Raw genomic sequence first — 20052 nt, forward strand, 5'->3', positions numbered from 1 at the left:
TTTCAACAACCCCCCATGCGAGGAGCTGTGATATCCGGTATTAGACCCCGTTTCCAAGGCTTATCCCAGAGTGCAGGGCAGATTACCCACGTGTTACTCACCCGTTCGCCACTCATCCACACCCGAAAGTGCTTCAGCGTTCGACTTGCATGTGTTAAGCACGCCGCCAGCGTTCGTCCTGAGCCAGGATCAAACTCTCCAACAATGTCTTCGAATTCAATCGAGGCAATTCAATGCTCTCAAAGGAACCTCATACGAGGTTCAATACATAAGCTCTACTGGCTTAGTTCACTAGCACACTGTTGAGTTCTCAAGCAACACACTCTGGATTAACCGCCTTATCAGCGGCTTCGTCCTCGGCGTTTGTTCCAAGCGATATTCAAAGCTTTTGGTCGAGCATGCCTCAGCCTACGGTGTTAGTCGTAGGGGATCGGCGGCCGCTCGTGGGCCGACGCTGAACATTACCCGGTCCGATCCGCGGTGTCAACCCGCTCGTCCCGTCCGGATCTCCGGGGCTTGCGGCCCCGGTGTGACCCGGTGTTCCTGGCGACGAAGAGTAGATTACATGCCCCGAAACCGGTCCCGAACAGGGGGGTCACTTAACGCCATTGCCGCAGGTCAGAGCGTGTTCAACGGGCTACTGGGGCAAGGCCGGCAGGTAACGCGGCGGGACGCGGGCCGGCGCGACGCGTTCGAAGTCGGCCGCGAGCGCGAGCATCCGGGCGTCGGACCACTGCGCCCCCATGAACGAGATGCCGACCGGAAGCGGTCCCGCGAAGCCGGCCGGCACCGTCACGTCGGGGTAGCCCGCGACCGCGGCCGGGGTCGACGACGGGATCACGTCGTCGTCGCCCGTCGCGCAGTCGGTCTTCCACGCCGGCGGGTTGGTCGGCGACGCGATCGCGTCGAGGTGGTACTTCGCCAGCGTCTCGTCCAGGGACCGGCGGGCGAGGTCCGACAGCTCCGCGCGGCCGGCGAGGTAACCCGGGTCGGTCGGCGGCGGCGCGGCCAGTGCCTGTTCGAACAGCTCCTGCCCGGCGAAGCAAGTCCGCTCCAGCGGGTCGGACCGGTTGTACGCGATCAGGTCGGCCAACGTTCGCGGTCCGGCCGGCCGGGTGGCCAGGTACCTGTCGATGTCGCGGTGGAACTCCGTGAGCAGCGCCGGGAACTCCAGCTCGGCCAGCCGGTCCTGGTACGGCGGCGTCACTTCGACGACCGTCGCACCCGCCTTGACCAGGGAGTTCCGCGCGGACGTCAGGATCGCGTCCGTCGCCGGGCCGAGCACCGGCAGCCGCCACAGGCCGATCCGGGCGCCGCGCAGGACACCCGGCCGGAGCAGCTTCGCGTAATCCGTCGGCTGGGTCTTCGGGTACCGCGAGGTCGCCGGGTCGGCGGGGTCGCGCCCCTGCAGGACCGAGAGCGTCAGGGCGACGTCGACGACGTTGCGGCCGATCGGGCCGGCGGTGTCCTGCTCGGCGGAGATCGGCACCACGCCGGCGCGGCTGACCAGGCCGAGGCTGGGTTTGTGCCCGACCGTCGCCGTCATGCCCGCCGGGCAGACGATCGAGCCGTCGGTCTCCGAGCCGATCGCCACCTGGGCCAGCGAAGCGGCGACGCCGGCCGCGGATCCGGCGGACGACCCGCACGGGTTGTGGTCCAACACGTACGGGTTGTTCGTCTGCCCGCCTACGCCCGACCAGCCCGACGTCGGCTTCGCGGCGCGGAAGTTCGCCCATTCGGAAAGGTTCGCCTTGCCGAGGAGCACCGCCCCGGCGTCACGCAACCGGGTGATCAGCGTGGCGTCCTTCGCCGGGAGGCTGCGCAGGGCGCGCGACCCGGCCGTCGTCTGCTGGTCACGCGTGTCGACGTTGTCCTTGACCAGCACCGGGATGCCGTCGAGCGGGCCGCGCAGGTGGTGCGCGCGACGCCGGGCGTCGCTCGCGGAGGCCTGCGAAAGGGCGGCGGGGTTGAGCGCCAGGACGGCGTTCACCTTGCCGTCGAGCCGGTGGATCCGCTCGAGGTAAGCGCTGGTCAGGCCCACCGCGGTCAGCCGGCCGGACGCCATCCGCGCCTGCAGGGCCGGGATGTCGGCCGAGTCGAGGTCGAACTTCGACGAGGCCGACGCCGGCACCGCGGTCGCGAGGAGCAACGCGGCGGCCAGGATCGCGAGGAACACCGGCCGCCGCCCCATCAGAGCACCGGGAGGAGCGTCCGGAGTTCGTACGGGGTGACCGCACTCCGGTAGTTGTCCCATTCGACGCGCTTGTTCCGGAGGAAGAAGTCGTAGACGTGCTCGCCGAGGGCTTCCGGCAGGAGCTCGGACTTCTCCATCTCGGCCAGGGCCTCCCCCAGGTTCTGCGGCAACTGCGCGTAACCGGCGGCGCGCCGCTCGGAATCGCTCAGCTGCCAGATGTTGTCCTCGGCGGGCGGCGGCAGCTCGTAGCCCTTCTCGATCCCCTTCAGCCCGGCGGCCAGGATGACCGAGTACGCCAGGTACGGGTTGCACGCCGAGTCCAGGGTACGGATCTCCACCCGTCGGGATGACGCCTTTCCGGGTGAATACATCGGGACGCGGACGAGCGCGGAGCGGTTCGCGCGGCCCCACGAGACCGTCGTCGGCGCCTCACTGCCGCTGATCAGGCGTTTGTACGAGTTGACCCACTGGTTGGTGACCGCGGAGATCTCCTTGGCGTGGTGCAGCAGGCCGGCGACGAACGCCTTGCCGGTCTCCGACAGCTCGTGCGGGTCCTCTGCGTCGTAGAAGGCGTTGCGGTCGCCCTCGAACAGGCTGATGTGGGTGTGCATGCCCGAGCCGGGCTGGTTCGTGAACGGCTTCGGCATGAACGTCGCGCGCACGCCCTGGGTCAGCGCGACCTCCTTGACGACGTAACGGAACGTCATCACGTTGTCGGCCATCGTCAGCGCGTCGGCGTAGCGGAGGTCGATCTCCTGCTGGCCCGGTGCCCCTTCGTGGTGGCTGAACTCGACCGAGATGCCCATCGCCTCGAGCGTCTCGATGGCGTGCCGGCGGAAGTGCGTCGCCGTGGCGTGGCTGGCCTGGTCGAAGTAGCCGCCGTTGTCGGCGGGCTCCGGCTCGCTGCCGTCTTCGGGCAGGTTGGCCAGCAGGAAGAACTCGATCTCCGGGTGCACGTAGCACGTGAAGCCCGCTTCACCGGCCTTCGACAGCTGGCGGCGCAGGACGTGGCGCGGGTCGGCCCACGACGGCGAGCCGTCCGGCATCGCGATGTCGCAGAACATGCGGGCCGAGTACGGGCTGCCGTCCGGGGTTTCCCAGGGCAGGACCTGGAACGTGGCCGGGTCCGGCTTGGCGACCATGTCCGATTCGTAGACGCGCGCGAAGCCCTCGATGGCGGAGCCGTCGAAGCCGATCCCCTCGGTGAAAGCGCCCTCCAGCTCGGCGGGCGCGACCGCGACGGACTTGAGGAACCCCAGCACATCGGTGAACCAGAGACGGACGAAACGGATGTCGCGCTCCTCGAGCGTGCGGAGCACGAATTCCTGCTGGCGATCCATGGCCGCACCCTAACGACAGCGTGTTAACGGGATGTTTCACGACGCGCCGGGGGTGACGAAGTCACGTCGCGAGCACCGGAACGGGCTTCTTCGCGCGGGTGATGGCCAGCGATGCCGCCGACGCCAGCACCGCCAGGACGGCCGCCGAGTACCAGGCCACGTTGTAGTTGCCCAGCTGGTCGCGGACCAGGCCGGCCGCCGATGCCGCGAAGGCTGCGCCCAGCTGGTGGCATGCGAAGACCCAGCCGAACACGATCGGGCCCGCTTCGCCGAACGCGCGGACGCACAGGGCCACCGTCGGGGGGACCGTGGCCACCCAGTCCAGGCCGTAGAACAGGATGAACGCCCACATGCTCGGCTGGACCGAGTTCGTGAACAGCTGCGGCAGCAGCGCCAGCGAGAGGCCGCGCAGCGCGTAGTAGACGCCGAGCAGGATGCGCGGGTCGACGCGGTCGGTGAGCCAGCCCGAGAAGATCGTGCCGACGACGTCGAAGACGCCGACCAGGGCCAGCAGGCTCGCCGCGGTCGTCTGGGGCATGCCGTGGTCGTGGGCGGCCGGGACGAAGTGGGTGCCGACCAGGCCGTTCGTCGTCGCGCCGCAGATCGCGAAGCCGATCGCGAGCAGCCAGAACGTCCGGGTCTTCGCGGCTTGGCCCAGCACCGACAGCGCGCGGCGGGCCGAGCCGGTCTTCGCCTCCGGGCGGGCGACCTCGGCGTCGGCCGGAGCACCGTACGCCGTGGTGCCGATGTCGGCGGGGTGGTCTCGGATGACCAGCAGGACCACCGGGACGACGGCCAGCGCCGCGATCGCGATGACCAGCGACGCCGTCCGCCAGCCCGAGCCCACCGCGAGGTTCGCGATCAGCGGCAGGAAGATCAGCTGGCCGGTGGCGCCCGCCGCGGTCAGGACGCCGGTGACGACGCCGCGGCTGCGGACGAACCACCGCGTCGCGACCGTCGCCGCGAAGCTCATCGCCATCGAGCCGGTGCCCGCGCCGATCAGCACACCCCAGCACAGGACCAGCTGCCAGCTCGCGCTCATGAACACCGTGCCGGCCGCGCCGAGGGCGATGACGAACAACGCCGTCGCCGAGACGCGGCGGATGCCGAAGCGCTCCATCAGCGCGGCCGCGAAGGGCGCGAAGAGGCCGTAGAGCACGAGGTTGACCGAGACGGCCGAGCTGATCGTGGCCGTGGACCAGCCGAACTCCTGGTGCAGCGGGTCGATGAGGACGCCGGGCGCGGACCGGAAGCCGGCGGAGGCGAGCAGCGCGACGAAGGCGGCGCCGGCGATCAGCCACGCGCGGTGCAGCCTCGGGGCAGGGCGGGTCTCAACAGTCACCTCAGCAGTGTCACCGTGCGCGCGAGCCGTCGAAAGTGGCCTGAAGGACATCGTCCGCAAGGATCGGGCCACCACTAGGCTCGGAGGATGTCCCGCGCCGCCCTCCTGCTCGTGCTCCTGCTGACCGCCGGGTGCACCGGTTCACCGGACACACGCGGGCCGTTCCCCGCGGGGTCCGAGCTGGTCCGCGACGCGGCGACGTCGTTCGCCGAAGTCCGCAGCGTGCACTTCGCGGCGGGCGTCAACGGCGTGCTGGCGGGCTTCCCGCTCCGGCAGATCGAGGGCGACGCGACCCTCGACGGCGGCGGCTCCGCGACCGGCACGGCCGACGTCCAGGACGGGGACGGGCACACGAAGTTCCGCTTCGCCGCGCGGGACGGCCAGGTCAGCACCGACGCCGGGAACTCGCCGCTCCCCGAGATCTACGCGGTCGGCAGGTTCCTCGGCCCGTCCGCCGGGCTGAAGCGGCTGCTCGACGGCGTCGCCGACGCGAAGACCGAGGGCAAGGAGAACGTCGACGGCGCCGCCGCCCTGCGCGTCGGGGGCCGGGTGCCCGCGGCCGTCGCGCACGGCGTGCTGCCGCAGGTCACCACGGACATCGTCGTGAAGGTGTGGGTTTCGGCGGACGGGCCGCGGCGGTTCGTCCGGCTCTGGGCGCAGATCCCGTCGGCGGGCGACCACCTCAGCCCGGTGATGATCGAGCTCTCCCTGACCAAGCAGAACGAGCCCGCGAACCTCGGCTAGCAGCGGGTCTCGGCGGCCGTTCCGTCGATGAGGTACGCGATGCCCGCGCGGTCCACGCACGCGTTGCCCTGAAGGAACACCGTGTGCTGCACGCCTTCGTAGGTGAGCAGCGTGCCGCCGAGGTCCTTCGCCAGGTCGACGCCCTGCCGGTAGGGCGTGGCCGGGTCGTGCGTCGTCGAGATGACCAGCGGCTTCGGCACGCCGGCCGGGTGCGGCGCGTGCTCGGCCGACGTCGGCGGGACCGGCCAGGTCGAGCAGATGTCCAGCTCGCTCGTGTCCGGGGTGCCGCCGGCCAGGAACGGCGCGCCGGCCAGCATCTTCTCGTGCGCGCGGTCGATCGTCGCGCGGTCCGCGACGCGGGTGTGGTCGACGCAGCGGACGGCGAAGTACGCGTCGATCGCGCCGCTGTAGTGCCCGTTGTTGTCGCGCTCGTAGTAGTCGTCGGCGAAGGCCAGCAGCGTCCGGCCGTTGCCCGCGGCGAGCTGGGCGAGGGCGGCGTTCAGGGCGCCCCAGTCGCCGCGGGAGTAGAGGCCGCCGAAGGTGCCGGTGATGGCGTCTTCGAACGACAGGTGCCGGTTGCCGGCCGGGGCCGGGTTCTTGATCAGCGGGCGCACCAGCCGCTGGAACGCCTCGGTGCCGCCGGGGATCGCGCAGTCGCGGCGGGCCGCGCACCACTTGCCGAACTCGTTCAGCGCGTCCTGGAACCCCGCGGCCTGCGTGACCAGCGAGTCGACCAGGCCCTGCGCGGGGTCGATGGCGCCGTCGAGCAGCAGCGCGCGCACGTTGCGCGGGTACGCCTCGGCGTAGGCCGCGCCGATCTGCGTCCCGTACGAATAGCCGAGGTAGGTCAGCTTCTCGTCGCCGAGAGCGGCGCGAAGGACGTCGAGGTCGCGTACGACGTCTCGCGTGCCGACGTTCGCGAGGAACTTCTTGCCGTACTTCGTCGCTTCGGCGCACTTCGCGCCGTACGCGGTCGTCTCGGCGAGCTGCTTCTTCACCCCATCAGGCGACATGTCGCTTTCGCTGTCGGAGGCGCGGTCCGCGTCCTGCTCCGCGTCGGAGCGGCAGGTGATCCGCGGCTCGCTCGTGCCGACGCCGCGCGGGTCGAAGCCGACCAGGTCGAAGCGGTCGAGCAGGGGCGCCGCGGCGGGTGTCCTGGCCAGCGACGCCGCCGTCGCCGTCCCCCAGCCGCCCGGCCCGCCCGGGTCGACGACCAGCGAGCCGATCCGCTGCTTCGCCGCCTTGTGCCGCAGCAGGCCGACGGTCACGGTCGTGCCGTCCGGCTTCGCGTAGTCCAGCGGCACGGTCAGGTGCGCGCAGTCCAGCGCGTCCCCGCACGGCGTCCACGCGAGCTTCTGCGAGGTGAACTTTCCCAGGTCAGGAGCACGCGGCGCGGGTGGCGGCGTGCTTTTGCACGCCGCCAGCAGCACCGCCAGGCCGACGGCTCCTACTGCCCGGAGCACCGCTTGCCGTCCGGCGGCACCGTGCCGTCGACCAGGTAGGCCGTGCCGGCGTCGTCAACGCACTGGACGCCCTGCAGGAACACCGTGTGCTGCGTGCCCTCGAAGGTGAGCAACGCGCCCTTCAGGCCCTTCGCGAGGTTGACGCCCGCCTGGTAGGGCGTCGCCGGGTCGTTCGTCGTCGAGATGACCAGCGTCTTCGCCAGGCCTTCGACGTTCGGCACGTGCGGTTCGGACGTGTTCGGCACCGGCCAGAACGCACAGGCGTCCCGGGCCGCCGAAGCCGGGCGGCCGTCGTCGAGGAACGGCGCCACCTTCACGTACTCCTCCTGCGCCTTGAGGATCACCGCCGGGTCCGTGACGCGCGGGTCGTCGACGCAGCGGATCGCCGTGAAGGCGTCCTGGGTGGTGCCGTACTTGCCGTCGGAGTCGCGCTCGTTGTAGATGTCGGCGAGCTTCTCCAGCGTCGCGCCGCGCTGCTGCTTCAGCTCGTTGAGGCCCGAATTGAGCGCGTCCCACAGGCTCTGCTGGTAGAGCGCCTGGATGACGCCGGTGGTCGCGTCCTCGTAGGAGAGCTTGCGGCCGTCGCCGACGGGCACCGGGAAGTCGATCAACGGCCGGACGAGGTCCTGGAACGCCTTGACCGCGGCGTTCGCGTCCTGGCCGAGCGCGCAGTCCTGCTGACCGGCACACCACTTCGCGAACTGCGTGAAGGCCGTCCCGAAGCCCTGCCCCTGGGCGACCAGCGACTCGACCGCGTCCTGCTCGGGGTCGACCGCGCCGTCGAGGATCATCGCGCGCACGTTCTTCGGGAACGCTTCGGCGTAGGTCGACCCGATCCGGGTGCCGTAGGAGTAGCCCAGGTAGGTGAGCTTTTCGTCGCCGAGGACCGAGCGGAGGACGTCGAGGTCCTTGACGACGTCCCGGGTGCCGAGGTTGGCCAGCATGCCGGTGCCGTCTTCGGTGCGCTGGGCGCACTTCGCGGCGAAGTCCTTCTCCTGCGATTCCTGCTTGAGCACACCCGCCGGTGAGCCGTCGGTCTCGCTGTCGTCGGCCCGGTCGGCGTCCCGCTCCTGGTCGGTCAGGCAGTGGACGGCCGGCTGGCTGGCCCCGATCCCCCGCGGGTCGAAGCCGACCAGGTCGAAGCGCTTGCCGAGGTCGGACTTCGCCGTCGGCTTGACCAGCCCCGCGGCCGCGACCATGCCGGACGCGCCCGGGCCGCCGGGGTTGACCACCAGCGACCCGATCCGGGCGCCCGCGTCCGTCGCCTTGTGCCGGAGCAGGCCCAGCGTGATCGTGTCGCCGGCCGGCTTGGCGTAGTCCAGCGGCACGGTCAGCCGGGCGCACTGGAGGTCCTTCGCCTGGAACGCCGACCTCGCGTCCTCGGACGTCGCGTAGGGTGCGCAGTCAGCCCAGGTCAGGCTCTGGCCGTAGAACCGCTCCAGCCCGGCGGGCACCGGCCCGGACGGCGGGTGCGACTCGGTGGTCGGCGCGGCCGGCGCCGGCCCACCGGTGGACGTGCAGGCGGCCAGCGAGGCCGCGATCAGCACGGATGTCGCAATTGCGGTGATCCGGCGACGACCGGACCTGGCGCTGGGATGAGGGAACACGGTTGGATCGTCCCATCCGGCCGCGGAACTCCGACGCACCACTGCCGCGTTGGGTGGTGGAGGCCGGTCGAGCGAAGAGAGAACGGGAGACCAGGGGTGGCAGCACTGATCAGCCGGGTGGGCAAGAAGCTCCGCCGGATCATCCAGCGGCCGGGCAGCGTCGAGCTGACCCGCTACGAAGCCTTGCTGCCCGCGGTCGAGAAGCTCGAACCCGAGCTCGAGAAGCTCTCCGACGAAGAGCTGACCGAGCGCGCGGGCAAGCTTCGCGAGACGCTGAAGGACACCGCGTTCGGCGACGACCAGCTGATCGAGGTGTGCGCGCTGGGCCGCGAGGCCGCCCGGCGGGCCCTCGGCGAGCGCGCGTTCGACGTCCAGGTGCTGGGCACGATGGGCCTGCTCACCAAGCACGTCGTCCAGATGGAGACCGGTGAGGGCAAGACGCTCGCCGGCGCGCTCGCCGCGGCCGGGTACGCGATCCGCGGGAAGCGCGTCCACGTCGTCACGGTCAACGACTACCTGGCCCGGCGCGACGCGGAGTGGATGGGCCCGGTGTACGCCCTGCTCGGCGTGTCGGTCGGCTGGGTCGAGCCGGCGCACTCCCGCGAAGAGCGCCGCGAGGCCTACGCCAAGGACGTCACCTACGGCGCGGTCGCCGAGATCGGCTTCGACGTGCTGCGCGACCGGCTGGTGACGTCGGTCGACGACCTGGTCCAGCCGGCCCCCGAGGTCGCGATCGTCGACGAGGCGGACTCGGTGCTCGTCGACGAGGCCCGCGTCCCGCTGGTGATGGCCGGCTCGATCGACCACACCGACGCCGACGAAGAGGTCGCGAAGGTCGTCCGGCGGCTGCGGCTCAACCTGCACTACGAAACGGACAGCGAAGGCCGCAACGCCTGGCTGACCGACGCCGGCGCCTCCGTCGTCGCGAAGTCGCTCGGCCTGGAGGTCGACGACCTCTACGGCGAGACGGCGTCCGACCGGCTGCCCGCGGTGAACGTCGCGCTGCACGCGCACGCGCTGCTCACCCGCGACGTCGACTACCTGGTCCGCGACGGCAAGGTCCAGCTCATCAACGCCGCCCGCGGCCGCGTCGCCGAGCTGCAGCGCTGGCCGGACGGCCTCCAGGCCGCCGTCGAGGCGAAGGAGCAGGTCACCGCGACCGACCGCGGCGAGATCCTGGACTCGATCACCGTCCAGGCGCTGCTGGCGCGCTACCCCGAGGTCGCCGGCATGACCGGTACCGCGGTCGCCGTGGCCGAGCAGCTGCGCGAGTTCTACGAGCTCGAGGTCGCGGTCATCCCGCCGAACACCCCGAACATCCGCGAGGACCTCGAGGACCGGATCTTCGCGTCGCCGTCGCAGAAGCTGCGGGCGATCGAGGAGGAGATCAGGACGGTCCACGAGACCGGCCGGCCGATCCTCGTCGGCACCCAGGACGTCGCCGAGTCCGAAGAGCTGGCCGAGAAGCTGGCGAAGGTCGACCTCGAATGCGTCGTGCTCAACGCGCGCAACGACGCCCAGGAGGCCGCGATCATCGCCGAGGCCGGCAAGAAGGGCGCGGTCACCGTGTCCACGCAGATGGCCGGCCGCGGTACGGACATCCGGCTGGGCGGCACCGACGGCGCGACCCGCGACGAGGTCGTCGAACTGGGCGGGCTGCACGTCATCGGCACCGCGCGGTACCCGTCGAGCCGGCTCGACGGCCAGCTGCGCGGCCGGTCGGGCCGCCAGGGCGACCCGGGCAGCGCGATCTTCTTCGCCAGCCTGAACGACGAGCTCGTGCTGTCGAACGCGCCGGACGTGCCCGAGGGCATCACCGACGACGAGGAGACCGGCGAGATCGTCGACAACGCGGCGCTGCGGCAGCTGAACCACGCCCAGCGCGTCGCCGAGGGCGTCGACCTGGAGATCCACCGCAACACCTGGCGCTACACCCGGCTGATCGAGCGGCAGCGGCGCGACCTGCTGGTGCACCGCGACAAGGTGCTTCGCACCGCGTACGCGGCGGAGCAGCTCGAGAAGGCGCACCCGGAGAAGTTCGCCGAGCTGAAGGAGAAGCTCGACGACCAGGACAAGCTGGAGCAGATGTGCCGCGAGGTGCTGCTGTTCCACATCGACCAGCTGTGGTCCGACCACCTGGCGTACCTGACCGACGTCCGCGAGAGCATCCACCTGCGCGCGCTGGCGCGGGAGACGCCGCTGGACGAGTTCCACCGCGCGGCGATCCCCGAGTTCCACAAGATCATCGGCGAGGCGGACTCGCGGGCGGCGAAGACGCTCGAAGAGGCGGAGCTGACCGACGAAGGCATCGACCTCGGTGAGGCCGGTGTGCGGCGCGCGAACACGACGTGGACGTACCTCGTGCACGACAACCCGTTCGACTCCGACTTCGAGCAGACCATCAAGAAGGTCCGGAGCATGATCAAGCGGAAGTAGCTTCGCCGAAAACCCCCGCCCGGTTCGTCCGAGCGGGGGTTTTTTCGGTTGCCGCGAGCGGCAGAATCGGCGCCATGCGCAAGATCCCGACGCTGTTCCGGCGCGACCCCGAAGACCTCCGGCGGGTGATCCGCGAAGTGCACCCCGCGTGCCAGTGGGTCCTCGACGGCGAAGGCGTGCCCACCCGCAAGTACGACGGCACCTGCGTCCGGCTCGACGAGTCCGGGACCTGGTGGGCGCGGCGCGAGGTGAAGCCGGGCAAGGACGCGCCTGCCGGGTTCGAGGCCGTGCAGACCGACCCCGAGACGGGCAAGACCGTCGGCTGGGAGCCGATCGGGCAGTCGGCGTTCGCGGCGTTCTTCGAGGAGGCGCAGGAGCGGCTTTTCGGGGCGGCACCCGGCACGTACGAACTGTGCGGCCCGAAGGTCAACGGCGATCCGGAGCAGCTCGGCGCGCACCGGCTGGTCCCCCACGCGAGCGCGCAGGAGTTCGCCGACGTCCCGCGCGACTTCGACGGGCTGATGGCGTGGCTGCTCGCGCACCCGGAGTTCGAGGGCGTCGTCTGGCACCACCGGGACGGCCGGATGGCGAAGCTGAAGCACCGGGACGCCGTCGCGTCGACCTAGCGTGGCATTTCGCCCACATTCGCTCGGCCGTGCGGGTGGCCGTGGTTCAGAATGACGGCATGCCGCAACTGCGCATCGCGCTCGCCCAGGTCAACCCCACGGTCGGCGACCTCGACGGCAACGCCGACCTGCACGTCGAATGGACCCGCCGGGCCGCCGAAGCCGGCGCCCACGTGGTGGTGTTCCCCGAAATGTCCCTCACCGGCTACCCCGTCGAGGACCTTTCGCTGCGCGGCACCTTCGCCGCCGCCTCCCGGCAGGGCGTCGAGTCGCTGGCCCGCCGGCTCGACGACGCGGGCTGCGGCGACGTGCTGACCTACGTCGGCTACCTCGACCTCGACGAAGCCGGCCCGCGCGACGCGGCGGCGGCGCTCTACCGCGGCGAAGTCGTCGCGCGGCAGTTCAAGCACCACCTGCCCAACTACGGCGTGTTCGACGAGCACCGCTGGTTCAAGCCGGGCACCGAACTCGACGTCGTCCGGTTCCACGGGCTCGACATCGGCATGGTCATCTGCGAGGACATCTGGCAGGACGGCGGGCCGATCTCGGCGCTGGGCCGCGCCGGCGTCGACCTCGTGGTGGCACCGAACGCGTCGCCGTACGAGCGGTCTAAGGACGAGCAGCGGCTGCCGCTCATCGCCCGCCGCGCCGCCGAAGCCGGCGCGCCGCTGGTCTACACCAACCAGGTGGGCGGCCAGGACGACCTCGTGTTCGACGGCGACTCGCTCGTCGTCGGCGCGGACGGCTCGGTGGTGGCGCGCGCGCCGCAGTTCGTCGAGCACCTGCTCGTGCTGGACATGGACCTCACCGCGGGCGGGCACGCCGGCGACGGCGAGCTCGAAGGCCTGCACGTCCGGCGCCGGGTGGTGAGCTCGGAACCGCTGCCTCCCTACGAGCCGACGGCCGAGCCGGTGATCAGCGAGCCGCTGTCGGACGAGGCCGAGGTGTGGTCGGCGCTGGTCGTCGGGCTGCGGGACTACGTGCACAAGAACGGCTTTTCGTCGGTGACGTTCGGGTTCTCCGGCGGCATCGACTCGGCCGTCTGCGCGGCGCTGGCCGCGGACGCGCTGGGCGGCGACAACGTCTACGGCGTCTCGATGCCGTCGAAGTACTCGTCGGGCCACTCGAAGGACGACGCGGCCGACCTCGCGCGGCGGATCGGGGCGCACTACCGCGTCGAGCCGGTCGAGGACATGGTGCGGGTGTACGTCGAGCAGCTTTCGCTGACGGGCCTGGCCGAGGAGAACATCCAGGCGCGGACGCGGGGCATGCTGCTGATGGCACTGTCCAACCTGGACGGTCACCTGGTGCTGGCCACGGGTAACAAGACCGAGCTGGCTGTCGGGTATTCGACGATCTACGGCGACGCGGTGGGGGCGTTCGCGCCGATCAAGGACGTCTTCAAGACGCACGTCTGGCAGCTCGCGCGGTGGCGGAACGACACAGCGGCTCAACGCGGCGAGACTCCGCCGATCCCGGAGAACTCGATCTCGAAGCCGCCGTCGGCCGAGCTGCGGCCGGGCCAGATGGACTCCGACTCGCTGCCGGACTACGCGCTGCTCGACGACATCCTCGACGACTACGTCGAGGGCGACCGCGGCTACGCCGACCTGATCTCCGCCGGGTTCGACCCGGACACCATCGACCGCGTGGTGCGGATGGTCGACAAGGCCGAGTACAAGCGGCGCCAGTACCCGCCGGGCACGAAGATCACGTTCAAGGCGTTCGGCCGCGACCGGCGGCTGCCGATCACGAACGCGTGGCGCGAGGGCAAGGCTTAGGTCAGCGCGACCTGGCGGCCGTCCTTCGCTTGGAGGGCCGCCGTCAGGCTCGCCTGGTTCGCCCGCCGGACCAGGAGTTCGAGGCCGAGCGCTTCCGTCGCGGTCTTGACCGACTCCGGGTCCGGGTGGGCGCCGGTGACCATCAGGAGCGGGATCGACGGCAGGCCGCGCGACGTCGGGTGCGGCGTGGTGCCCCAGTCGATGAGGAACGGGCGGAGCGTGCCCGGGAGGCTCGGCGGGGTCAGGCGCCAGCGGAGGACTTCGCCGTCTTGGGTCGCGCGGGACATCTCGACGGCGTCGCCCGGGTCGAAGCCGTGGGCTCTCGCCTGGGCGATCGTCGCGTCGAGGTCGGTGGTGCGGACGGCCCAGGCGACGAGCGCGGGCTCGGTCAGGTCGTCGATGCCGAAGGGGCGCGGGTTTTCGGGCTCCGGCTGCGCGGGATCGGGACCGACGACCTCCAGGTACATGCCGGCACCGAGGTCGGCGAGGTGGTTCGCGGTGCCGAGGCCGACGTGGCTGCCGCCGGGCGCGGGCGTGACGCCGGTGAGCGCGGTGACGCGGGCGACGGCCTCGGCGAGGTCCGGGCCGGCGTAGACGAGGTGATCGAGCACGGAGTCATTTTGTCGTACCCCGGTCGTAGGCTCGCAAGATGACATCGGGGTGGACGGCGTTCGACACGGCGATCGGCGAGTGCGGGCTCGCGTGGCGTGACGACGTGGTGGTCGGCACTTCGCTGCCTTCTTCGTCGTTGCGGGCTTGGTTCAGCCGACGGTTCCCGGAGGGCGCTCCGGGGCCGGGGGCGCAGGCGGCGGTGGACGGGATCGTGGCGTTGCTGGGCGGCGCGCGGGCGGATCTGACGTCGGTGGAGCTGGACATGGCGGGAGTGCCGGAGTTCAACCGCCGCGCGTACGAGATCGCGCGGACGATCCCGCCGGGCAAGACGCTGACGTACGGCGACATCGCCCACCGGCTGGGTCAGCCCGGTTCGGCGCAGGCCGTCGGGCAGGCGATGGGGCACAACCCGTTCCCGATCATCGTGCCGTGCCATCGGGTGCTGGCGGCGGGAGGGAAGGACGGCGGGTTTTCGGCGCGGGGCGGCGTCGAGACCAAGCGGCGGATGCTCGTGATCGAGGGGGCGTTGGCTGACGAGCCGACGCTGTTCTGACGGGACGCTGTTTTGACGGGACGCTGTTCTGACCGGCTGTGGGGCCTGGACGCTTGGGTGGGCGCGGGGGCCGGAGTGGTGGTGTGGTCCGGGGCCGGGCTTGTGCGCGGAGGTTCGGCACGCGTGATTGAGCGGTCGACGCGCGTGACTGGGGAGCCGACTCGCGTGATTGAGGGGGCGACACGGCCCGGCGGGGGTGCCGCCGGGCCGAGGCGTGGGGTGAGGTGGGCGGGGCGGGTCAGGCGGGTTGGGGTTGTGGCTTCCAGGGCTTCATCCACGGGGACTCCGGCCAGCCCTCCGCCGCGGCCATCAGGGGGATGGCCGTGCCGCCGTCGATGTGTTCGCGGATGATGTCCGCGTGGCCCGCGTGGCGGGCCGTCTCCTCGATCAGGTGCAGCAGGACCCAGCGGACCGACCACGCCTCGACGTCCTGCGGGTACCACGGCACGCCCTTCGGCACCGGGACCGCCTGGCCGAGGTCTTCGATGCCCGCGATGACCTCCGCCGTGCGGGCCGCCACCTCGTCGTAGCGGGTCAGGACGGCCGCCAGCGTCTCGTCCGGGCCCAGGCTGTAGCCGGTCCGGTAGTCCGCCATCGCTTCGTCGAACGGCTTCTGCGGCAGCTGCAGGATGATGTCCAGCCAGCCGTCCTCGGTCGTCGCGACGTGCTTGACCAGGCCGCCCACCGAGAGCGCGCTCTTCGTCGGGGTCAGGCGGGCCTGCTCGTCCGTCAAGCCGTGCGCCGCCAGCTTCAGCACGTACCTCTGCTGCTCGAGGAACTTCACCAGCCCGTCACGCTCGTCGGTCACCGGGGACACGTTTCCCGCCATCTTGATCCACTCCTTCGGCTTCGTCGCCCGCATCTTCCCACCGGCCACCGACATTTCCGCGCAGTCATAAGCAAAGTAGTCAGTATCAATTTCGTCTATGTACTTTGCGGGTAGAGTCGGGAGCGTGTCAACGGAGAACACCCCCAGCGGTGCGGAGCTGGCCGACGCGCTGCGGCGCATCACGCACGTCCTGCGCCGGTACGCGGGTGCGCCCTACGCCAAGCGCGGCTGGCCGACCGCCCAGGTCCAGCTGCTGCTGATGGTCGACCTGCTCGGCGACCGGCCGCGGATGGGCGAGGTCAAGCGCCGCCTGGGGGTGACCGGCCGGGCGATCACCTCCGCCGTCGACGCGCTGGAGCGCGACGGGCTGCTGCGGCGTGAACCCGACCCGACCGACCGGCGGGCGAGCCTGCTGGCCGTCACCGACGCCGGACGGCACCGGCTCGGGGAGATCGAGAAGATCCAGCACGGGCACGCCGACGAGACGTTCCGCGTGCTCGACCCGGCCGAGCGCAAGACGCTGCTGGAGCTGCTCAGCCGGCTCGAGGAGCATGTCGTGGCGCAGGCTTGACGAACGCGTACGTCCCGCCGACGCCGTAGAGCACGGCCCGCACCACCAGCTGGGCGCGCGTGAAGATCCCCTCGTACGAGCCCGTCTGCCGAGCCAGCACGACGGCCAGCCAGGTGGCCATCACCAGCACGAGACCGGCGACGGCGAGGGCCCGCCAGCCCGGCGGCCACCACAGGATCAGGCTGACCACCCCGACCGCGAGCACCACGCTGAGCAGCGACGAAAGGACGTCACTGTGCTCCGGGTAGACGGCCTGGATCAGCACGAGCAGGCCGAACGCGCTCACCGAGATCGAGCTGAGCCGCGCCGACCACTGGACGGGCCCGAGGCGGTGCAGCGGCGGCCCGGCGAGCAGGAACGCGACACCGGACACCGCGAGCAGGACCCGGAACACCGGCGGGCCGGCGAGCAGCGCCGACGCCGGATCGTCCACCGGGGACACCCCCGTCGGCAGGAAGAACTCCAGGAGCCAGCCCGAATACGCGAGGACGGCCACCCCCATGAGGAAGGCCGAGGCGATCCGAGCCGTGCGCACGAGGCACACATTAAGCGACCCCGGCGGTTCCGGCGGAACCAGCGTGATCAGTTCGACCGAGTCGTTACGCCTGCGGACGGACGAACGGGAACAGGACCGTCTGGCGGATCGACGCCCCGGTCAGCATCATCAGCAGCCGGTCGACGCCCAGACCGAGCCCGCCGGTCGGCGGCATGCCGTGTTCCAGGGCGAGCAGGAAGTCTTCGTCCAGCTCCATCGCCTCGACGTCGCCGCTGGCCGCGCGCAGCGACTGCGCCTCCAGCCGCCGCCGCTGCTCGACCGGGTCGGTCAGCTCGGTGTAGGCGGTGCCGACCTCGGAGCCGAACGCGATCAGGTCCCAGCGCTCGGCCAGCCGCGGGTCCTCGCGGTGCTCGCGGGTGAGCGGCGAGACGTCGGTCGGGTAGTCCGTGTAGAACGTCGGCAGCACGGTCGCGCCCTCTACGAGGTGCTCGAACGCCTTGAGCACGAGGTCGCCGTGGCTCGGGTCCTCCCCCACCGGCACGCCCGACGCGGCGCACAGCCGCCGCAGGTCGGCCACCGAAGTCCCCGAGTCGACCTGCTCCCCGAAGGCCGCCGAGACGGCGTCGTGCACCGTGATCACCGGCCAGTCGCCGGAGATGTCGTGCTCGACGACCCGGCCGTCCGCGCCGGGCCGGCGCACGACCTGGGCGCCGTACGCCGCCTCGGCCGCGTGCTGGACCAGCTCGCGCGTCAGCGTCCGCATGGTGTCGTAGTCCGCGTACGCCTGGTACGCCTCGAGCATCGTGAACTCGGGGTTGTGCGTCGCGTCGACGCCTTCGTTGCGGAAGTTGCGGTTCAGCTCGAAGACGCGCTCGACGCCCGCGACGCACAGGCGCTTGAGGTACAGCTCGGGCGCGATCCGCAGGTACATCCGCATGTCGTAGGCGTTGATGTGGGTGACGAACGGGCGGGCGTTGGCGCCGCCGTGCACCGTCTGCAGCATCGGCGTCTCGACTTCGAGGTAGTCCGCGTGGTGCAACCGGTCGCGCACCGCGCGGACCACAGTGGACCGCAGCCGCAGCATGGCCGTCGAGTCCGGGTTGACCGCGAGGTCGAGGTAGCGCTGCCGCACCCGCGTCTCCGGGTCGGTGAGGCCCTTCCGCTTGTCCGGCAACGGGTGCAGGCACTTCGCGGTGACCGTCCACTCGTCGACGAGCACCGAGAGCTCGCCGCGCTTCGACGTCACGACCAGGCCGCTGACGCCGACGTGGTCGCCGAGGTCGACGCCCGTCCGCCAGCCGGTGAGGTCGAGCTCGCCGGCCTCCAGCATCAACTGGATTTCGCCGCTGAAGTCCTTGACGCGCGCGAAGCACAGCCCGCCCATGGTCCGGAGCGCCAGCACGCGCCCGGCGATCCGGACGCGGTGGCCGGTGGCGGTGTCCGGGTCCAGGTCGCCGAACTTCTTGACGACGTCGCCGATGTGGTCGTCGCGGCGGAAGCCGACCGGGTACGGGTCGATCCCGGCTTCGCGCAGCTTGGCGAGCTTGGCCATCCGGACGCGGACCTGTTCGGGCCGCCGCACCGGCTTCGCCGCCGGGACCGCCGCGGACTCCTCGATGGCCTTGACGCGCGCGACGAAGTCGTCGGTGACCGTCTCCAGCCGCAGCGACCGCGACCGCCCGGTCGGGACGAACCCTTCGAGCGCGCCCGCGACGATGCCGACGCGCGGGAGGCGCCGCGCCGAGGAGTAGCAGAGGAACCGCGGCTCCCAGTCCGGCCCGTACTTGGCGTTGGACCGGTACAGCGACTCCAGCTGGAAGAACCGCGAGGCGACGCTCAGGATCCCCTTCCAGGCCCGCAGGACCGGGCCGGCGCCGATCCGCTCGCCCTCGGAGAACACCGCGCGGAACATCGCGAAGTTGAGCGAGATCCGTTGCGCGCCCAGGTGCGGCCCGGCCGCGACGACCTCGGCGATCATGTACTCGTTGAGGCCGTTCTCGGCGTCGCGGTCGCGGCGCATGAGGTCGAGGGACAGCCCGCGCCGCCCCCAGGGCACGAACGACAGCAGGCCGCGCAGGTCGCCGCGCGCGTCGTAGGCCTCGACCATCACGCTGCGGCCGTCGCTCGGGTCGCCGAGCCGGCCCAGCGCCATCGAAAACCCGCGTTCGGTTTCGGCGCCGCGCCAGGCCTGGGCCCGCGCGAGCAGCTCGGCCATCTCGTCGTCGGGGATCTCGCCGTGGCGGCGGACGCGCGAGGTGTACCCGGCGCGTTCGATGCGCTTCACGGCCTGGCGCACCGAGCGGCGCTCCGGCCCGGCGAGGCTGAACTCGCGGACGTCGAGCACCGCCTCGTCGCCGATCTCCAGGGCGCGGAGGCCGGCGTCGGTGTACGCCTTGGCGCCGCGTTCGCTCGCCCCGAGCACACCGGGCGTCCAGCCGTAGGTGCGCGCCTCGTCGAGCCACACGCGGACGGCGTCCGGCCAGGCCTCGGGGGCGCCCACCGGGTCGGCGCTGGCGACGCTGGTGCCGGCCAGCACCCGGTAGGTGACGGCCGCGCGGCCGTTCGGCGAGAAGACGACGCTCTTGTCACGCCGGGTGGCGAAGTAGCCGAGGGAGTCGTCCTCGCCGTGCTCGGCGAGCAGCTCACGCACGCGAAGCTCTTCTTCGTCGGTGCGCAGGCGGCGGCTGCGGACCCCGCGGAAGAGCAAGTACAGCGCCCCGGTGACGACCGCCGTCGCGCCCAGGTCGATGAGGACGTCCAGCCAGGCCGGGCCCTCGCCGACGCCGATCCGGCGCAGCTGGAGGTTTTCCCCGGTGGCGTGGTTGACGACCCAGGCGAACCGCTCCCAGGCGTCGCCGAGGTGGCCCGGGAACGCCTCGGCCAGCAGGAAGCCGACCGCGATGACCGTGGCGAACCCGCCGACCAACATGGTGAGGCCGTCGCGCCAGGCGCTCGGCGCGAGCCGGGCGGGGAACGCCCTGCGCAGCGCGAGCAGGAAGATGATCAGCGCGACCGACAGCACGTCGGCCGCGGTGAGGGCCCACAGCTGGGCCGGGATGTGGCGGGCCTGCTTCGCGCCCAGCGAGAGCAGCTCGGGCGACCACAGCAGCGTCGCCTGCAGGGCGACCGTGAGCACCAGGCCGACGACCTGGAACAGCACCAGCGTGTACAGGGCCGCCTTCTTGCGCCGGCGCAGCGCGGCGCCCAGCACCGCCATCAGCAGCACCATCACCAGGCTCGCGCTGGTCGGCACGCTCAGGCTCGAAAACGCCATGTCGATGCCGTTGAGCAGCCGTCCGTGCGGGCCGTTGGTGAACAGGAGGATCACCGAGAACACCGCGGCCAGCTGGACCACGGTCGCGACGATGCCGCCCGCCTTCGCCTTCCACGCGGGGAGGCGCGGGCGCGTGCTCGCGAGGTTTCCCATGGGTGCTTTTGTCGCCTTTCGCGGCCGATCG

15 protein-coding genes and 1 rRNA gene are annotated in these 20052 nt (G+C 71.2%); 6 read left to right on the forward strand and 10 right to left on the reverse strand.

Translation table 11 applies throughout. The annotated features are described in order from the left end of the window. The 4 genes from ACYVLJ_RS45325 to ACYVLJ_RS45340 all read right to left on the reverse strand — a co-directional run. Positions 1 to 205, reverse strand: a 16S ribosomal RNA gene (locus tag ACYVLJ_RS45325); the annotation flags it as partial. Between the two features lie 432 nt (positions 206 to 637). After that, positions 638 to 2191: an amidase gene (locus ACYVLJ_RS45330; protein ID WP_460443363.1), complete on the reverse strand. Its 1554-nt coding sequence runs from the start codon at positions 2189 to 2191 to the stop codon at positions 638 to 640. After that, positions 2191 to 3534 (reverse strand): type I glutamate--ammonia ligase, encoded by a 1344-nt coding sequence (glnA, locus tag ACYVLJ_RS45335; protein ID WP_451987836.1) that lies wholly within the window; start codon positions 3532 to 3534, stop codon positions 2191 to 2193. Before glnA ends, ACYVLJ_RS45330 begins: the two co-directional genes overlap by 1 nt. A gap of 61 nt (positions 3535 to 3595) precedes the next feature. Next, positions 3596 to 4876, reverse strand: a complete 1281-nt coding sequence (locus ACYVLJ_RS45340; RefSeq protein WP_460443364.1) for an MFS transporter — start codon at positions 4874 to 4876, stop codon at positions 3596 to 3598. Between the two features lie 87 nt (positions 4877 to 4963). On the opposite strand from ACYVLJ_RS45340, the gene ACYVLJ_RS45345 reads away from it, so the two are divergent. Beyond that, positions 4964 to 5620, forward strand: a complete 657-nt coding sequence (locus ACYVLJ_RS45345) for a LolA-like protein (RefSeq protein ID WP_460443365.1) — start codon at positions 4964 to 4966, stop codon at positions 5618 to 5620. Here ACYVLJ_RS45345 and ACYVLJ_RS45350 read toward each other — a convergent pair. Continuing rightward, the gene (locus ACYVLJ_RS45350; RefSeq protein ID WP_460443366.1) at positions 5617 to 7083 is read right to left on the reverse strand and encodes an alpha/beta hydrolase; all 1467 of its coding nucleotides are present in this window, start codon (positions 7081 to 7083) and stop codon (positions 5617 to 5619) included. The two genes, ACYVLJ_RS45345 and ACYVLJ_RS45350, sit on opposite strands and share 4 nt — an antisense overlap. Beyond that, positions 7068 to 8630, reverse strand: coding sequence for an alpha/beta hydrolase (locus tag ACYVLJ_RS45355; protein WP_451987828.1), 1563 nt, complete (start codon positions 8628 to 8630; stop codon positions 7068 to 7070). The genes ACYVLJ_RS45350 and ACYVLJ_RS45355 overlap by 16 nt, the downstream gene beginning before the upstream one ends. 156 nt (positions 8631 to 8786) lie before the next feature. Between ACYVLJ_RS45355 and secA2 the strand changes: the two genes are divergently transcribed. The 3 genes from secA2 to ACYVLJ_RS45370 all read left to right on the forward strand — a co-directional run bounded on the left by secA2 (position 8787) and on the right by ACYVLJ_RS45370 (position 13533). Continuing rightward, the gene (gene secA2 / locus ACYVLJ_RS45360) at positions 8787 to 11126 is read left to right on the forward strand and encodes an accessory Sec system translocase SecA2 (RefSeq protein WP_460443367.1); all 2340 of its coding nucleotides are present in this window, start codon (positions 8787 to 8789) and stop codon (positions 11124 to 11126) included. Between the two features lie 74 nt (positions 11127 to 11200). Continuing rightward, positions 11201 to 11752, forward strand: a complete 552-nt coding sequence (locus ACYVLJ_RS45365) for an RNA ligase 1 family protein (RefSeq protein WP_460443368.1) — start codon at positions 11201 to 11203, stop codon at positions 11750 to 11752. A gap of 59 nt (positions 11753 to 11811) precedes the next feature. Further along, complete coding sequence (locus tag ACYVLJ_RS45370; RefSeq protein WP_451987822.1) at positions 11812 to 13533, forward strand: NAD+ synthase; 1722 nt, start codon at positions 11812 to 11814, stop codon at positions 13531 to 13533. Here ACYVLJ_RS45370 and ACYVLJ_RS45375 read toward each other — a convergent pair. Then, positions 13530 to 14144, reverse strand: coding sequence for a VOC family protein (locus tag ACYVLJ_RS45375; RefSeq protein WP_460443369.1), 615 nt, complete (start codon positions 14142 to 14144; stop codon positions 13530 to 13532). The genes ACYVLJ_RS45370 and ACYVLJ_RS45375 overlap by 4 nt on opposite strands. Positions 14145 to 14182: 38 nt before the next feature. Here ACYVLJ_RS45375 and ACYVLJ_RS45380 point away from each other — a divergent pair, with 38 nt between their 5' ends. Continuing rightward, on the forward strand, positions 14183 to 14698 hold the full coding sequence (locus ACYVLJ_RS45380) for a methylated-DNA--[protein]-cysteine S-methyltransferase (RefSeq protein ID WP_451987818.1): 516 nt from the start codon (positions 14183 to 14185) through the stop codon (positions 14696 to 14698). Positions 14699 to 14936: 238 nt separating this feature from the next. On the opposite strand, the gene ACYVLJ_RS45385 is transcribed toward ACYVLJ_RS45380, so the two are convergent. Further along, positions 14937 to 15527, reverse strand: coding sequence for a DinB family protein (locus ACYVLJ_RS45385; protein ID WP_460443430.1), 591 nt, complete (start codon positions 15525 to 15527; stop codon positions 14937 to 14939). Positions 15528 to 15651: 124 nt separating this feature from the next. Between ACYVLJ_RS45385 and ACYVLJ_RS45390 the strand changes: the two genes are divergently transcribed. Continuing rightward, positions 15652 to 16098, forward strand: a complete 447-nt coding sequence (locus ACYVLJ_RS45390; protein ID WP_460443370.1) for a MarR family winged helix-turn-helix transcriptional regulator — start codon at positions 15652 to 15654, stop codon at positions 16096 to 16098. On the opposite strand, the gene ACYVLJ_RS45395 is transcribed toward ACYVLJ_RS45390, so the two are convergent. Together ACYVLJ_RS45395 and lysX are read right to left on the reverse strand one after the other, a co-directional pair. Further along, complete coding sequence (locus ACYVLJ_RS45395; protein WP_451987814.1) at positions 16061 to 16633, reverse strand: hypothetical protein; 573 nt, start codon at positions 16631 to 16633, stop codon at positions 16061 to 16063. The genes ACYVLJ_RS45390 and ACYVLJ_RS45395 overlap by 38 nt on opposite strands. A gap of 64 nt (positions 16634 to 16697) precedes the next feature. Next, positions 16698 to 20021: a bifunctional lysylphosphatidylglycerol synthetase/lysine--tRNA ligase LysX gene (gene lysX, locus ACYVLJ_RS45400; RefSeq protein ID WP_460443371.1), complete on the reverse strand. Its 3324-nt coding sequence runs from the start codon at positions 20019 to 20021 to the stop codon at positions 16698 to 16700. Positions 20022 to 20052: the final 31 nt, after the last annotated feature.

The organism is Amycolatopsis stemonae, from assembly GCF_054781455.1.